Origin of the sequence: Roseateles microcysteis (assembly GCF_036880965.1) — a bacterium.
In the GTDB taxonomy this organism is placed as follows: Bacteria; Pseudomonadota; Gammaproteobacteria; order Burkholderiales; family Burkholderiaceae_C; genus JAUASW01.
Genome location: NZ_JBAJMV010000004.1, coordinates 147,962 through 163,414 on the forward strand (window position 1 = coordinate 147,962; position 15,453 = coordinate 163,414).

General features: G+C 65.6%; 18 protein-coding genes. 9 read left to right on the forward strand and 9 right to left on the reverse strand.

Going from position 1 to position 15,453, the window contains the following annotated elements:
- Window positions 1-10 precede the first annotated feature (10 nt).
- Window positions 11-208, forward strand: a complete 198-nt coding sequence (gene lptM, locus V3596_RS12545) for an LPS translocon maturation chaperone LptM (protein ID WP_334278458.1) — start codon at window positions 11-13, stop codon at window positions 206-208.
- Here lptM and V3596_RS12550 read toward each other — a convergent pair.
- From V3596_RS12550 to V3596_RS12580, 7 genes are all read right to left on the reverse strand, one after another.
- Window positions 205-1,200 carry an ABC transporter ATP-binding protein gene (locus V3596_RS12550; RefSeq protein ID WP_334278091.1) on the reverse strand — a complete coding sequence of 332 codons (996 nt, stop codon included), beginning with the start codon at window positions 1,198-1,200 and terminating at the stop codon, window positions 205-207. The two genes, lptM and V3596_RS12550, sit on opposite strands and share 4 nt — an antisense overlap.
- Window positions 1,197-2,177: an ABC transporter ATP-binding protein gene (locus tag V3596_RS12555; RefSeq protein ID WP_334278092.1), complete on the reverse strand. Its 981-nt coding sequence runs from the start codon at window positions 2,175-2,177 to the stop codon at window positions 1,197-1,199. The genes V3596_RS12550 and V3596_RS12555 overlap by 4 nt, the downstream gene beginning before the upstream one ends.
- A gap of 13 nt (window positions 2,178-2,190) precedes the next feature.
- Window positions 2,191-3,114 (reverse strand): ABC transporter permease, encoded by a 924-nt coding sequence (locus V3596_RS12560; protein ID WP_334278093.1) that lies wholly within the window; start codon window positions 3,112-3,114, stop codon window positions 2,191-2,193.
- 19 nt (window positions 3,115-3,133) lie between these two features.
- Window positions 3,134-4,111, reverse strand: a complete 978-nt coding sequence (locus V3596_RS12565; protein ID WP_334278094.1) for an ABC transporter permease — start codon at window positions 4,109-4,111, stop codon at window positions 3,134-3,136.
- A gap of 131 nt (window positions 4,112-4,242) precedes the next feature.
- Entirely contained in the window at window positions 4,243-4,959 is a 717-nt protein-coding gene (locus tag V3596_RS12570; protein WP_334278095.1) for a DUF3047 domain-containing protein, read from the reverse strand.
- A 128-nt stretch (window positions 4,960-5,087) separates the two neighbouring features.
- Entirely contained in the window at window positions 5,088-6,197 is a 1,110-nt protein-coding gene (locus V3596_RS12575; RefSeq protein ID WP_334278096.1) for a porin, read from the reverse strand.
- Window positions 6,198-6,379: 182 nt separating this feature from the next.
- Window positions 6,380-7,396: a porin gene (locus V3596_RS12580; RefSeq protein WP_334278097.1), complete on the reverse strand. Its 1,017-nt coding sequence runs from the start codon at window positions 7,394-7,396 to the stop codon at window positions 6,380-6,382.
- A 287-nt stretch (window positions 7,397-7,683) separates the two neighbouring features.
- Between V3596_RS12580 and coq7 the strand changes: the two genes are divergently transcribed.
- The gene (coq7, locus tag V3596_RS12585; RefSeq protein WP_334278099.1) at window positions 7,684-8,319 is read left to right on the forward strand and encodes a 2-polyprenyl-3-methyl-6-methoxy-1,4-benzoquinone monooxygenase; all 636 of its coding nucleotides are present in this window, start codon (window positions 7,684-7,686) and stop codon (window positions 8,317-8,319) included.
- Window positions 8,320-8,328: 9 nt separating this feature from the next.
- Here coq7 and V3596_RS12590 read toward each other — a convergent pair whose 3' ends face one another.
- Window positions 8,329-8,754, reverse strand: coding sequence for an OsmC family protein (locus V3596_RS12590; protein WP_334278100.1), 426 nt, complete (start codon window positions 8,752-8,754; stop codon window positions 8,329-8,331).
- A gap of 318 nt (window positions 8,755-9,072) precedes the next feature.
- On the opposite strand from V3596_RS12590, the gene ilvA reads away from it, so the two are divergent.
- On the forward strand, window positions 9,073-10,653 hold the full coding sequence (gene ilvA, locus V3596_RS12595; RefSeq protein ID WP_334278101.1) for a threonine ammonia-lyase, biosynthetic: 1,581 nt from the start codon (window positions 9,073-9,075) through the stop codon (window positions 10,651-10,653).
- Between the two features lie 136 nt (window positions 10,654-10,789).
- Window positions 10,790-11,842 (forward strand): nicotinate-nucleotide--dimethylbenzimidazole phosphoribosyltransferase, encoded by a 1,053-nt coding sequence (locus V3596_RS12600; protein WP_334278102.1) that lies wholly within the window; start codon window positions 10,790-10,792, stop codon window positions 11,840-11,842.
- Window positions 11,843-11,866: 24 nt separating this feature from the next.
- On the opposite strand, the gene V3596_RS12605 is transcribed toward V3596_RS12600, so the two are convergent.
- Window positions 11,867-12,502 (reverse strand): hypothetical protein, encoded by a 636-nt coding sequence (locus tag V3596_RS12605; protein WP_334278103.1) that lies wholly within the window; start codon window positions 12,500-12,502, stop codon window positions 11,867-11,869.
- Window positions 12,503-12,551: 49 nt separating this feature from the next.
- Between V3596_RS12605 and gspG the strand changes: the two genes are divergently transcribed.
- From gspG to gspK, 5 genes are read left to right on the forward strand one after another with little or no spacing between them, the layout of a single operon-like run.
- Window positions 12,552-13,010, forward strand: a complete 459-nt coding sequence (gene gspG / locus V3596_RS12610) for a type II secretion system major pseudopilin GspG (RefSeq protein WP_334278104.1) — start codon at window positions 12,552-12,554, stop codon at window positions 13,008-13,010.
- Entirely contained in the window at window positions 12,985-13,464 is a 480-nt protein-coding gene (locus V3596_RS12615; protein ID WP_334278105.1) for a prepilin-type N-terminal cleavage/methylation domain-containing protein, read from the forward strand. The genes gspG and V3596_RS12615 overlap by 26 nt, the downstream gene beginning before the upstream one ends.
- Window positions 13,461-13,823 (forward strand): type II secretion system minor pseudopilin GspI, encoded by a 363-nt coding sequence (gspI, locus tag V3596_RS12620; RefSeq protein WP_334278107.1) that lies wholly within the window; start codon window positions 13,461-13,463, stop codon window positions 13,821-13,823. Before V3596_RS12615 ends, gspI begins: the two co-directional genes overlap by 4 nt.
- Window positions 13,823-14,491, forward strand: a complete 669-nt coding sequence (locus V3596_RS12625) for a PulJ/GspJ family protein (protein WP_334278108.1) — start codon at window positions 13,823-13,825, stop codon at window positions 14,489-14,491. Before gspI ends, V3596_RS12625 begins: the two co-directional genes overlap by 1 nt.
- Entirely contained in the window at window positions 14,488-15,450 is a 963-nt protein-coding gene (gene gspK / locus V3596_RS12630; RefSeq protein ID WP_334278109.1) for a type II secretion system minor pseudopilin GspK, read from the forward strand. Before V3596_RS12625 ends, gspK begins: the two co-directional genes overlap by 4 nt.
- Window positions 15,451-15,453: the final 3 nt, after the last annotated feature.

Sequence of the window (15,453 nt, forward strand, 5' to 3'; positions counted from 1 at the left end):
ACTTCCGGGGATGAATGAAACATTGAAGCACTTGCGCTCGAAAGGAAGTGTAGGCCGTGCCTGCAGCACCGCAGCCTTGACCCTGTTGCTGGCGTTGGCTGGCTGTGGCCAGAAGGGCCCCCTGTACCTGCCCAGCGATCAGCCAGCCAAGGCGGCGACGGCAGCCAGCCGGGCTTCGGCACCTGCGACACCAGCACCAGGGCGCTAGATCCGGCCCTCTTGTACAGCGTGGCAGGCCACGCGTACGCCCTTGAGCTCCAGCATCTGCGGGCGCTCGGTCTGGCAACGCACATTGGCGTGCGGGCAGCGAGGGTGGAAGCTGCAGCCGCTCGGCGGGTTCAGCGGATTGGGCACCTCGCCCTGCACCGGCGTGCGGCTGCGGCCGCTCATGCCGATGTCCGGAATCGCATCCAGCAGCATGCGCGTGTAGGGGTGGCGCGGGCGCGCGAACAGCTCGGCCTTGTCAGCCAGCTCGACCAGCCGGCCCAGATACATGACGCCCACCTGGTCCGACACATGCCGCACCACCGCCAGGTTGTGCGAGATGAACAGATACGTCAGAGCGCGGCTGCGCTGCAGGTCCTTCATGATGTTCAGCACCTGGGCCTGCACCGACACATCGAGGGCCGAAGTCGGCTCATCGCAGACCAGGAACTCCGGCTCCGTGGCGAGCGCTCGCGCGATCGAGATGCGCTGGCGCTGACCGCCGGAGAACTGGTGCGGGAACTTCAGCCGGTCTGCCGCCGACAGCCCGACCGTGTGCAGGAGCTCGTCGACCCGGTCTTGCAAGGCCTGGCCCCGTTTGAGCAAACCGTGTTCGAGCAGCGGCTCGGCCACGATCTGCTGCACCTGCCAACGCGGATTCAAGGACGCATACGGATCCTGGAAGATCATCTGCATGCGCCGGCGCAAGGCCTGCGCACCGCTGGAGGCGAGCGTCTTGCCCAGGTCGGCGCCGTCGAAGCTGACGCTGCCGCGGCTCGGCCCGTACAGCCCGACCAGCAGACGCGCCACCGTGCTCTTGCCACAGCCCGACTCGCCCACCAACGCCAGGGTGCGACCGCGCTCGATTGAAAAACTGAGGCCGTCCACCGCATGAACGAACTGATGCGGCTTGCGCTCCAGCACCCGGTTCAGCCAGGGCGGCGAGACATCAAAGGTCTTGGCCAGGTCCTGCACCTCGATCAGCGGCTGGCTCATCGTTGCCCCTCCCCTTCGGCATGCAGCCAGCAAGCGGCCTGGCTGGAAGCCACCTGCATCAGTTCGGGGCGCTCTTCGCGGCAGCGCGGCAGCACGCGCTCGCAGCGCGGATTGAAGGCGCAGCCCGTGGGAATCGCATTGAGACGGGGCATCGAGCCATCGATCTGCAAAAGGCGCTCGCGGTCACTGTCCATCGCCGGAATCGCACCCATCAGGCCCGCCGTGTAGGGATGGGCCGGGCGATGGATGACCTCCTGCACCGGCCCGATCTCGGCGACCCGGCCGGCATACATCACCGCCACGCGGTCGCAGGTTTCGGCGATCACGCCCATGTCGTGCGTGACCAGCATCACCGCCGCGCCCTGCTCCTTGCAGAGCGACTTCAAGAGGCCAATGATCTGCGCCTGGATGGACACATCGAGCGCCGTGGTCGGCTCGTCTGCCACGATCAGCTTGGGCTTGGCCGCCAGGGCCAGGGCGATCACTACCCGCTGCCGCATGCCGCCCGAGAACTGGTGCGGATACTGGTCGATGCGGGCGTCGGGCGCGGGAATGCCGGTCTGGCGCAGCAGCTCGATGGCGCGCGCGCGGGCTTCGCGCCGGCCCAGCGGCAGGTGGGCCTCGATGGTCTCGATCAATTGCTGACCCACGGTAAAGAGCGGGTTCAGCGAAGTGAGCGGGTCCTGAAAGATGGCGCCGATTTCGCGGCCACGCACGCGGCGCATCTGCTCGTGCGGCAGATTGTCGATCCGGCGGCCAGCCAGGCGAATCTCGCCACCGGCAATGTGCCCGGGCGGATCGAGCAGGCCGATGATGGCCGCGCCGGTCACCGACTTGCCGGCGCCGGATTCACCCACCACACCGAGGATCTCGCCCGGTGCGATGTCGAAGGACACATTGTCCAGGGCCAGCAAGCTGCCATGTCGGGTGGGGAACTCGACACGCAGATTCCGGACTTCAAGAAGCGGTGCGCTCATGCGTTTTCCATCCTCAACGCAGGCGCGGGTTCAAGGCGTCACGCAGCCAGTCTCCCAGCAGGTTCACCGACAGCGCTATCAGCACCAGCATGACGCCGGGCCAGATCATGATCCACCACTCACCTGAGTACATGAAGTCGTTGCCGACGCGGATCAGCGTGCCCAGCGAAGGGCTCGTCGGCGGCACGCCGACGCCAAGGAAGGACAGCGTGGCTTCGGTGATGATGGCCGCTGCCACCTGGATCGTGGCCAGCACCAGCACCGGCCCCAGCACATTGGGCAAGACATGGCGGCGCATGATGCGCCAGGACGAGACGCCGATCACGCGGGCCGCCTGCACGTACTCCTTGTTGCGCTCCACCATGGTCGAGCCACGCACCGTGCGGGCGTACTGCACCCAGCCGGTCAAGGCGATTGCCAGTGTCAGGACACCGAAGGCCAGCCCGCCCTGGGCGTTCGGGAACGCCGCGTGGCCGACACCACTGATCAGCAGGGCCACGAGGATGGAGGGGAAGGACAGCATCACATCGCAGACGCGCATGATCAGCGCATCGACTCGCCCGCCGACAAAACCCGCGAGCAAGCCCATGGACACGCCAAACACCAGCGACAGCATCACCGAAGCCAGCCCGACAAAGAGCGAGATGCGGGCGCCGTACATCAGGGCCGAAAGAATATCGCGCCCCTGGTCGTCGGTGCCGAGCAGGTACTTGATCGCGCCGCCTTCCATCCAGACCGGTGGCAGCCGCGCATCCATCAACTCCAGCGTCGCCAGGTCAAAGGGGTTGTGAGGCGCGACGAACTCGGCGAACACCGCGCAGAAGAAGCAGACCAGCGCAATGGCTGCCGCCACGATGGCCATCGGCGAACGGCGGAACGAATACCAGACGTCGCCGGCAAAGAAGCGCCGCAGGCGGCCTGGGCTTGAAGAGGGCATGCTTGGCATCAAAGTCCGATCAATGGGTCTTGCCTTCGACGCGCAAGCGAGGATCAACGGTGAAATACAGCAGGTCCACCGCCAGATTGATCGTCACGAAGATGAAGGAGATCAGGCAGAGGTAGGCCGCCATCACGGGAATGTCAGCGAACTGCACCGCCTGGATGAAGAGCAGGCCCATGCCCGGCCACTGGAAAACCGTCTCGGTGATGATGGCGAAGGCGATCAGTGAGCCGAGTTGCAGGCCCGTGATCGTGATCACCGGCACCAGGGTGTTCTTCAACGCGTGGCCGAAATAGACCGCCCGGTCGCTCAGGCCGCGGGCGCGGGCAAAGCGGATGTAGTCGGTGCGCAGCACCTCCAGCATCTCGGCCCGCACCAGCCGCATGATCAGGGTCAGCTGGAATACCGACAGCGCGAAGGCCGGCAGCAGCAGGTGCTTCAGGCCATCGGCCGTCAGCAAGCCCGTGGTCCATGCGCCCAGCGCGACCACCTCGCCACGGCCAAAGCTGGGCAGCCATTGCAGCTGCACCGCGAACACGAGGATCAGGAGATTGCCGATGAAGAAGGTGGGCAGCGACACGCCCAGCAGCGAGAGCATCATCAGGAGCTGCGAGGCGAATCTTCCACGCCGCAGCGCCGCGTAGACACCCAGTGGAATGCCCAGCCCCAAGGCCAGCAGCGCAGCACTGAGCGCCAGCTCCAGGGTAGCCGGCAGACGCTCGGCAATCAGGCTCGACACCTTGCGGCCCTGACGCAGGCTGAGGCCGAACTCGCCTTGCATCGCATTGCCGACGAAGTGCGCAAACTGCACCGGGAAGGGCGCGTCCAGGCCCAGGTCGCGACGCAGTTGTTCGCGCTGCTCGGGCGTCGCGTCCTGGCCTAACAGATTGGTGACGGGGTCACCGACATACTGGAACAGCATGAAGGCCAGAAAGGCCACCGTCAGCATGACGATCAGCGCCTGAGCAAGCCGGCGGAGGATGAAGACAAGCATGTGGTCGCGTTCAGCCCTTGTATCAATGGCGGCGACCCATCAATCTCACCGCTGCGCGAATCATCGCGTAGCAGCACGGTGAGGACAAAAGGGTAAGTCCTGATGATGCCGGGGCGACCGCCCTCGCCAGCTCAGAACACCAGGCTGCCAGGCAAAGTCTGGCGGTCGGGATCCAGGAACAGCAGCCGGCCATAGCAGGCCTCGGCCTGACTCTGGCTGTTGTCCGCGTCGGTCATCAAGGCGAGTTGCACCAGCGTCCCCGGCTCTTCGCCAAAGGCCTGGCGGAAATCTGCCGCGATATTGCGTCTGAACCGCTGCCAGCCCGGCAGGGGCTGCGCTCCGGAGCCCACGACGATCTTGCGGATGCGGTCGGTATGCGTACTGACGATCACGGTTTCGGGTGGCGCCGTGGGATGCCAGATGTACATCAGTGTCGCATAGGGTGGCGCTTCGCCCGTCATGGTGCGAGCCAGCTCGAACACCATGCGATTGCGCAGGGACAGGCGGGCGTCGTCACCGGTGAACGCCAGCACCAGGCGCGCTGGCGCATCGTCCGGCGTCTCTTCCAGATCAGTCTGCGGCAGGCCGGCTATCGCAGCGATCCACCAATCGAATTCGACCTGCCCGAGCTGCGCTGGCGTCACTTGCACTGAACGTCGCAGCAGGCTGGCCGAGCGTCGGGCCTGAGCCAGCACACAGGACTTGCCAGCGCGACGCGCCAGGCTGTATTGCGTGCCCTGTTTGCCCGGCAACATCCGCTCCGACCAGGCCTGCAGCTCCGGTGCCAGCGGAGGCGCGACAACGACATCAGGCTCGCGGCTCGCACAGGCGCCCAACACCAGCGGCATGAGAAGCGCCCACGGGCGCATTGCGAATCGCTCAGAACTGCCCACGACAACCTCACCGACAAACGGAAACGGGCCGCTTGCGCGGCCCGTTCATTCATCCAACCCGCAAGGGGAGGATGGAATCACGATCAGAAGCGGTGACGCACGCCGACCATGTAGCCGGTACGGGTGTTTGCACCGTTGGAGATCACGACGTTGCCCTTGGTACGCAGGTTGTCGAATTCGACATAAGCGTCCGTGCGCTTGGACAGCGCGTAGTCAGCCACCACAGCGAAAGCATCCAGCACGCCGGTGCCGCGGCCCGGGACCAGACCGACTTGCTTGCCCTTCCAGACTTGCGCGCCCAGGTTGAACTGAGGCGTCAGTTGGTAGGTGATACCTGCCGAGAACAGATCACGCACCTGAGCAGCGGCATCGGTCGCGACCGTGGCAGCCGAGGCCGGGTTGCGCGAAATGATGGCCGTGTTGATCGAGCCCAGCAGCGTGACATTGCCAGCCAAGCTGTAGCCAGTTTCGAACTTGTTCTGCGCCCAGGCCATGTTCACGTACAGCGGACCGTCGGTCCAGCTGGCGCCCATCGTTTGAGCGGTGACCTTCTTGCCGCCTTGGTCTTCGCTTTGCAGCCAGACATAGGCACCAGCGAAGCTGCCAGCAGCGTAGCGAACCAACGCGCCGATCGACTTGCCTTGGCCAATGTCGCCCGAGTTTTCACCGGCGCTGACTTGCGCTTCAAAGCGCAGGCCGCCCGATTCAACCAGGTACTTGACCATGTTGTTCTGACGTGCGGTCAGTGCCATGCCGATTTCCGGCTTGAACACTTCGATGTACGGCGAGTACTTGAACGATGCAAAGGTCGAGGTGGCAGCGTCGAACAGCAGGTTGTACTGACGACCCAGGGTGATGCGGCCGAAGCTGTTGGACTGCAGGCCCACCCATGCTTGACGCCAGAAATCACCGGCAGCAGAGGTACCGGAGTCCAGCAACAGGCGGTGTTCGATATTGGCAATGGCCTTCAGGCCGTCGCCCATGTCTTCCGTCACGGCCACAGACAGACGGCTTTGCGACATGCCGCCGCCAACCATTTGCGACAGCGAGGCACTCTTGTTGGTTGCGGGGCCGGAATTGGTGGTGTAGCGAACGGCGCCATCCAGAATGCCGGAAATGACCACGCTGGATTGAGCCCACGCGGCGCTGGTGCTGGCGGCCAGAATGCTTACGGCCAGGCAAAGTTTCTTCATCAAAGTGTCTCCTGCTGAAAAGAGGTCCGAGGCGCATTCTCCACGCCCCACGCATTCGCCGCCAACTGCCTGTTGCACACCGCCAACAGTCAGCATATGGGCGCATGGCGCCCAAGAAAAAGAGCCGCACAAGGCGGCTCTCGTTTTCCGGCGCCGATTGGCGGCGACTGTAACTCCAAAACTCAGAAGCTGTGGCGCAGACCCACATCCCAAGCGCTGGACTTATTGCCAGCGGTCACTGCCGGCGAGCCGGCAACGGCCACGGCACTCTTGCCGGTGTTCTTGATCTCGGAGATCGTCATGTACAGCGCCGTGCGCTTGGACACTGCGTGCACATAGCCCAGGGTCAGCAACTTGATGTCGCCCACGCCGGCAATCGCTTCAGCAGCCGTGTTGGCATTGGAGTTTGCGTAGTGAGCGCGGAACGAGGAGTCACCCACGACCGGCACGATCAGGCCCACGGTGTAGATCGACTGCTTGGCTGCGTTGAACTTGGTGTTGCCCACCGTGGCTTGCACAGTGGCCGGTCCGAAGTTGTACGAAGCTCCGACAACATTGAGCTTGTAGTTGGAGCCCTTGGCATCGGTGTCGGCCAGGCCGGCAGCGACGTTCAAGCCGCCGTTCTTGTAACCCAGGCGAGCCGCCTTGTACTTCTTGCCGTCGGTGTTCTCGCCAGCGCCCACTTCGGCACCACCGTAAATGCCACCCAGATTGTCCGGCAGGCTGTAGGCGACCTGATTGTCAGCACGATTGATCGTGTCGGCGGCGCTGCCCAGCAGGGAATAGACCTTGGAAATGTCGGCGATGCCGGCAGTTTCGAACGGCGTGAAGCCGTCGATCACCAGGCGGGCTGCCGTCTTGTGACGGCCCAGACGGACCTCACCCCACTGCGTGCTGGAGAGGCTGACCGTGGCGCGACGACCCCAGAAACGGCTGGAGTCGACAGTGCCGGTGTCGGCAGACAGGGCGGCCTCGATCCAGAAGTTGGCCTTCAGGCCATCGCCCAGATCTTCGGTGCCACGGAAGCCGAGGCGGCTGCTGGCATTGCCGTCGGCGGCCAGGAGGTTGATCGTCTTGCCGCTGGACTTGGCCTGACGCATGGCCAGATCGAGCACACCGAAAGCGGTCACCGACGATTGAGCGGCGGCAGCGCCGGCCAGCGAGGCCAGGACGGCGCCCAGCAGAATCGATTTCTTCATTCAAAGCTCCTTGATGTACGAAATTGGCACAAACGGCCAGGACTCCTGCGTCATCACCCCGATACAGCCCGGAGTCGCTGGGAAGTTGACGCTATTGCACCAGAGCAAACCCTAGGTTCGCCATCATGGATTTGTGACAAAGGTCTTTCGTTGCCGACCGACAACGACACACAGCTATCACAAACTTGTCATATGAAAGCTCACGTTTCTATGTGGACGGCGCGCCCGTTGAGCGGCACCGGCGCCGCGCCAACTACACTGAGCAGCAGCCCCAACCGCACACCTTGATGTCTCGCCCTACCCTGCCCGCACCAGACCGCCTGCTGAGCGCCCTGGACCACAGCCTGCGCACCGTTTTTGCCAGACCGAACGCGTCGCGCCCGACCCCGGCGCGCAGCAGCGCCACGCTCGGCGAAACTCAGCGCCGCGAATCGGGCGCCCTGATGCGGGTGAATCATGTAGGCGAGGTGTGCGCCCAGGCGCTCTACCAGTCCCAGGCCCTGGTCTGCCGGGATCCGGCGCTGCGCGACGCCTTCGAGCAGGCCGCCAAGGAAGAGATCGACCATCTGGCCTGGACCCGCCAGCGCCTGGATGAATTGGGCGACCGGCCCAGCCTGCTCAACCCGCTCTGGTACAGCGGCGCGTTCGCGCTGGGCACCATGGCGGGTCTGGCGGGAGACCGGGTCAGCCTTGGCTTCCTGGTCGAAACCGAACGCCAGGTCGAACAGCACCTTGCCTCGCACCTGGACCGCCTGCCGACCGAAGACCTGCCCTCGCGAGAAATCGTCGCACAGATGAAGATCGACGAGGCCGAACATGCCGAGCATGCGCAAGCCGCCGGCGCGATGACCCTGCCTGCGCCTGTGCCGCAACTGATGCGCATGGCCGCGCGGGTAATGACCCGCGTGGCGCATCACCTCTGAGCTGCCTGCTCAGGCGGGCGCGACGATCTCGACCGAAGTCGTGATCTCGGCTGTCTTGGCCAGCATGATGCTGGCCGAGCAGTACTTCTCGTGCGAGAGTGCCACGGCCCGCTCCACCACCGTCTGGCTCAGATTGCGGCCGGTCACCACGAAGTGCATGTGGATCTTGGTGAAGACCTTGGGCTCGGTCTCGGCACGCTCGGCGCTGAGCTTCACCTGGCAGCCATGGACATCATGGCGACCCTTTTGCAGGATCAGCACCACGTCATAGGCGGTGCAGCCGCCGGTGCCGGCCAGCACGGTTTCCATGGGCCGCGGCGCCAGGTCACGGCCACCACCGGCAGGCGCGCCGTCCATGGTCAGGAGGTGCCCGCTTCCGGTTTCGGCGACAAAGGCCATGCCGCCAGCCCCCATCCAATTGATCACGCATTCCATTGATATGTCCTTTTTAGTGAAGCAATTCCATATTCTTCATAGCCAGGGATATTGCAGTGCAACAAGTCACCGCCTAAAATTCCATCCAAGCGTATGAAATCTCTGACGCAGCGGCACGGCCCGCGTCGGTCAAGGGTTCTCGCACCGATTGTCTCCTCCACCGCCTCAGGTGGATTCAGCCCGAAGCTGCGAAGCTTCGGGCTTTTTTTATCCCCTTGCCCATCTCGCCGCGGCAAGCGTCACTTGTCACATGCCCGAGGGCGAAGCTGAACGCCAGCTTATGATGCTGCGCCGCAACAGACACGCAGGAGACGCCCGATGCCAGGCCCCGTTCGCCGCAAGAAGTCATCCACGCCCGCCTCGGCCATCCAGCCGGCCCTGGCGCCCGCCGAGGATGGCTATCTGCAGCGAATTCTGAACGCGCGGGTCTACGACGTTGCGGTGGAAACCTCGCTGACACCGGCCCGCAATCTCTCCAAGCGCCTGGCCAACAAGGTCTTCCTGAAGCGCGAGGACGAGCAGCCGGTGTTCAGCTTCAAGCTGCGCGGCGCCTACAACAAGATGGCGCATCTCTCGGCCGAGCAACTCGCCAAGGGTGTCATCTGCGCTTCAGCCGGCAATCACGCACAAGGCGTGGCGCTGTCGGCGAAGAAGCTCGGCTGCAGGGCCGTCATCGTGATGCCGGTCACCACGCCCAAGGTCAAGATCGACGCGGTACAGGCACTCGGCGGTGAAGTGGTCCTGCACGGCGACAGCTTTACCGATGCCTACGGCCGCGCGCTGGAACTGGAACGCGAGCAGAGCCTGACCTTCGTCCACCCCTTCGACGATCCGGACGTGATCGCCGGCCAGGGCACGATCGCGATGGAGCTCCTGCGCCAGCACGCCGGCCCCATCGACGCGGTCTTCGTTGCCATCGGTGGCGGCGGCCTGATCTCCGGCATTGCCGCCTACATCAAGGCCCTGCGCCCTGAGATCCAGGTGATCGGCGTGCAGACCACCGATTCCGACGCCATGGTGCGTTCGGTCAAGGCTGGCAAGCGCGTGACGCTCACCGATGTGGGCCTGTTCTCCGATGGCACGGCCGTCAAGCTGGTGGGCGAGGAGACCTTCCGCATCACGCGCGAGCTGGTGGATGATTTTGTCGTCGTCGATACCGATGCCGTCTGCGCCGCCATCAAGGACGTGTTCGAGGACACCCGCAGCATCCTCGAGCCGGCCGGCGCGCTGGGCGTGGCCGCCATCAAGCAGTACGTGGCAGCCACCGGCAGCAAGGGCAAGACCTTTGTGGCCATCACCTGCGGCGCCAACATGAACTTCGACCGCCTGCGCTTCGTCGCCGAGCGCGCCGAAGTGGGCGAGCAGCGCGAGGCCTTGTTCGCGGTCACCATTCCCGAGGAGCGCGGCAGCTTCAAGCGCTTCTGCGAGCTGCTCGGCCCGCGCAGCGTGACCGAGTTCAACTACCGCATCTCGGACAAGAGCGAAGCCCATGTCTTCGTCGGCGTCTCCACGGCAAAGCGCGAGGAATCGTTGAAGCTGGTGAAGCTGTTCGAGAAGAACGGCTTTGGTACGGTGGACCTGACCGACAACGAGTTGGCCAAGCAGCATGTGCGGCACATGGTGGGCGGGCGCAGCGAGCTGGCGGCCAATGAGCGCCTCTACCGTTTCATCTTCCCCGAGCGGCCTGGCGCCTTGATGCGCTTCCTCTCCAGCATGCACCCGGGCTGGAACATCAGCCTGTTCCACTATCGCAACCAGGGCGCCGACTACGGCCGCATCCTGGTCGGCATCCAGGTGCCGCGCGGTGACAATGCAGCGTTCAAGGAGTTCCTGGCCACGCTGGCCTACCCCTGCGTGGACGAGACCCAGAATCCGGTCTACCAGCTCTTCCTGCGCTGAGCGGTGGCCTTTCGGCCGGCCTGAGCAGGCCAGCCAGGTCAATCCAAGCCAAAGGGCAAGTGCCGATGTTCCAGGTCTTGCCCCCTGCACCAAAATCGCTCACGTCACGTCCGCGACGAGCGACACTCTGCACATCATGTCCGACCAGCAATCCCTGATCACACCGACCGCCAATGCCGAGCTCGAACGCTCGCTGCGGGAGCGGATCGACCGGCGCAGTGCCATCGCTGGCGCGCTGGGCGAGCTGGAGCCGCTGGCCGTCCGACTGGGCCTGGTGCAGAACAGCCTGACACCTCGTTTCCGAGATCCGGTGCTGGCGCTGTTCGCCGCCGACCACGGCATCGTCGTCGATGGCATTGGCGAACCGGGCAGCCGCAGCACGCGCGACAGCGTGATGCTGGGCCTGCAGAACCGGCTGCCGGTGTCGGTTTTCGCGCGCCTGCACGGCCTGGCTTTCAGCGTCGTCGATTGCGGCGTCGCCGAAGAACTGCAGCCCCATCCGCGCTTGCTGGCCCGCAAGATTGCGCACGGCACTCGCAACAGCCGCGTGGGCCAGGCAATGTCGCTCGAGCATGCGCAAGCCGGCGTGCGAGTGGGCATGGAGATTTCCGACACCATGAGCGGCAACGTGCTGGCCTGCGCCGGCATGGGCCAGGGTTCGGAAGAGAGTGCTGCGTTGGTGCTGGCCAATCTCTCCGACTCCCCGGTGCGCGACTTCATCATCTCCGGCCCGGACATGCGCCAGGACGTGCTGACCCGCCTGCAGACGATTCTGCAAACGGCGCAGGCCAGGCATCGCGACGTGAACGATCCCATGGAAGTGCTGGCGGCCTATGGCGGCTTCGAGACGGCCGTGATGGTGGGCGCGATGCTGGTTGCGGCCAGCAAGAGGCATCTGATCATCGTGGACGGCCTAGCCGCCTGCGCCGCACTCAAGATCGCCTCGGCGATTGCGCCGCCGGTGACCGACTACGCCGTGTTCTGCCGCAGCAATTCGCACCGCGGCCTGGATGAAGCCCTCGCCCTGTTCCACGCTTCTGCGCTGCTGGAGCTGGGCATGGAAGGCGCCGATGGCACTGGCGCTTCGCTGGCCTGGCCGCTCATACGCAGTGCGGCTGCGCTGCTGACCGACCTCAACGACGTCGAGCCCGGCCAAATGGCCGCTGCTGCCCCGGCCGCGGCGGGCTGAACAGCCAGCCCGCCTGGGCAGGCCTCAGCGCTCCGTGGGCGAGCGCATCACCTGGGTCGGGATCTGCAGCGGCGGCCGCTGCGGCTGCTGTTGCGCCTGCCCTTGCTGGTGCATGGGCGGCTGCTGAAGCGGCGGCGCCTGCGGATCGACAACTTGCTGTTGCTGCAACTGCTGCGGCGTACCGCCGAGTACCGTGTTGGAAGGCGCTGCGGGCATCAACTGGCCCGTGGCCGGCGCGGCACGCGGCACGATCTGCAGTGTCAGGGAGGCCTGGCCTTCACCGCCGAGGACAGCGCCATTGGCGCTGACCGACAGCAGATAGAGCCCGCCCTCCACCGGCGCGCCCACGCGCACCGTGCGCGGCTGGCCGTCCACCGAGATCAGGGCAACGCCTTCGCCGGCAGCGCGCGCGGCCTCGCTTTTCGGTGCCGCGACGCCAATCAATTCGAAACGGCTCTGCGCCGGCGCCGCTTCCGGCGCGGCGTCAACCGGCGTCACGCCGAAAAGACGGGTGAGATCGCTGCGCAGCGGGCCTTGGTCAGTCACCGCCAGGGCCTGCGCCGGCGTGGCGAGCGGGCGTGCACCCAGCTGCAGCAGCCAGTAGCAGATGCAGCAGGCCAGCAGGCCCCAGACGAAAAAGGCGGATACACGAGCGGTCATGAGGGCCGATTATGATTCAGCGCTTCACAGCCATCCGGCCAATTCCGCCATGCACAGCACCCCGTCCCTACGCAGCAGTACCCGCAGCAACCGCCGTACCCGCAGCCTGGGCTTTACGCTGATCGAGATCATGGTGGTGATGCTGATCATCGGCCTGATGGCGGCCATGGTCACCAAGTCGGTGATCGACCGAGCCGGCGAAGCCAAGGTGCTGGCCGCCCGCTCCGACATCAACAACATCATGCAGGCGCTCAAGCTGTACAAGCTTGACAACAACCGCTACCCCTCTGGCGAGCAGGGCCTGGAAGCGCTGATCCGCAAGCCGACCACCGGCACCATTCCAGGCAACTGGAAGTCCTATCTCGAGAAGCTGCCCACCGACCCCTGGGGCACGCCGTACCAGTACGCCAACCCCGGCATCAAGGGGGACATCGACGTCTACAGCTTGGGCGCTGATCAAAAGGCCGGTGGCGAAGGCAACGATGCCGACATCGGCTCCTGGCAATAAGCCTCGGCGCAGCCGGCTCAGCGGCGGCTTTACGCTGATCGAGTTGATGGTCGTCGTGGCGCTGATCGCCATTGCGTCTGCCGCCATTTCGCTGGCCCTGCCCGACGCCGATGCCGCGCAGCTGGAACGTGAGGCCGAGCGCCTGGCTGCACTGCTGGAAGCCGGGCGTGCCGAGGCGCGAGTGAGCGCCCTGAGCGTGAGCTGGGCACCGGTGCGCAACGACAGTGGCGACAACTTCCGATTCCAGGGCCTGCCGCCCCGCATCGCGCTGCCCACGCGCTGGCTGGGACAGGGTGTGGATGTAGAGGTCATCGGCGGCCGCGCCCTGCTGCTCGGGCCCGAACCCTTCATCGGACCGCAACGCCTTCGCTTGCGCCAGGGCCAGCATGAGGTGCTGCTCAGCACCGACGGCATGGCGCCTTTCGCGCTTGTGCGCGAGGAGCAAGCCAAGTGAAGGCTGCACCGCGCGGATTCACCTTGATCGAGGTGCTGGTGGCGCTGGCCATCGTCGCAATTGCGCTGGGCGCCGGCATCAAGGCCGCCAGCGCGCTGAGCAGCAATGCCGAGCGCCTGCTCGAGGTCAGCTCGGCCCAGTGGTGCGCCGAAAACCAGTTGACGGAACTGCGTCTGTCCAAGCAGTTCCCGAGCGTCGGCGACATCGAGTTCGAATGCCAGCAACTGGGGCGCAACTACCTGGGCCGCCTGGTGGTCCGGCCCACGCCCAACCCGAACTTCCGTCGCGTCGAGGCGCTGCTGCGCACTGCCGAGGGCACGCCCCTGCTCGGCCTCTCGACCATCTTGGGCCGCTACTGATGACGAAGCACACGCGGCCGCTGCGAGGCTTCACGCTGATCGAGGTCCTGGTCGCCCTGGCCATCATGGCCGTGATGGCCGGCATGGCCTGGCGCGGCATCGACGCCGTGCTGCGCAGCCGCGAGATCAGCCAGGCCAAGCTGGACCAGATCTCCCGGGTGCAAACGGTGCTGGCGCAATGGGAACAGGACCTGCGGATGCTGCAGGACAGCCAGCTCGTGCCGGCGCTCAGCTTCGACGGCGCCACGCTGCGCCTGACCCGCAGCACCGAGCAGGGCCTGCAGGTGGTGGCCTGGAGCCTGTCGGCCACCGGCGAATGGCAACGCTGGGCTTCGGCGCCGGCAAGCACGCAGGCCGCCCTGAGCGACGCCTATATCCGCAGCCAGCTGCAGGCCAGCGCGAACACCGTGAAGGTACTGCCGGGCCTGCAGCAATGGCAGGTGTATTTCTACCGCGGCAATGCCTGGAGCAATGCGCAATCCGATGACGACCTGAAGGATGCCAGCCCTGCCCCGCCCGGTCCGCCGGCATCGGCGCCCAGTGGCAGCGACGGCACGCGGCGAAAGCAGTTGCCCACCGGCATCCGCATCGTGCTCAGTTTCGCGCCCGATGTCGGCTACGGCGGGCCGATCACGCGCCAGGTGCTGCTGGGGCCACAAGCGCAATGAAGCGTCCAGCTCAATCGGGCGCAGCGCTGCTGACCGCCATGATCATCGTCAGCCTGATCGCGACGATGGCCGCCGCCATGGCCTGGCGGCAGTACCGGGCCATGCATATCGAGGCAGCCGAGCGCGCGCGCGCGCAGTCGGCCTGGATACTGCAGGGCGCGCTGGACTGGGCAAGGCTGATCCTGCGTGAAGACGCTCGCGCCAATCAGCAGGGGCAGGCCATCGACCATCTCGGCGAGGTCTGGGCCGTGCCGCTGGCCGAGGCTCGCCTGTCCACCTTCCTGGCAGCCGAGCAGGACCCAACAGTCGACGATGGCCCCGAGGCATTCCTGTCCGGCACGCTCAGCGACGCGCAGGCCCGCTACAACCTGCGCAACCTGGTGGCAGCTGCCGCGACCGCCTTGCCGGCCGAATTGCGCACACTGGCGCGCCTGTGCGAGCTGGCGGGCTGCCCATCGGGCACGGCCACCACGCTGAGCGAGCAACTGCGCGCCGCCTTCGCCGCCAAGGCCGAGGCCGGCGCGGCCGACGCACCGGTGCAGCCGGCAAACTTCGAGCAACTCGCCTGGCTGGGCCTGACTGCAGACACGCTCAAGCGCCTGCGCCCCTTCGTCACGCTGCTGCCTGGCCCCAGCAAGGTCAACCTGAACACGGCGCCGCGCGAGGTGATTGCCGCGTTGTTCGAGGGCATGGATCTCGCCAGCGCCGAGCGCATCGTGCAGGTCCGCCAGGCGCAGCCGCTGCGCACGCTGGACGATGCGAAGAAATTGCTGCCCGCCACAGTCGACGTGTCTGCCGAGCGCGCCTCTGTCAACTCTGACTTCTTCATCGTCACCGGCCGGCTGCGGCTGGACGAGCGGGTGCTGGAAGAGCGCTCCCTGGTCCAGCGCCGCGGCCTGGACATGCTGGTGCTGAGCCGCGATCGCGTCAATCTCGTGCTTGAGGCCGCCAGCCAATGAACC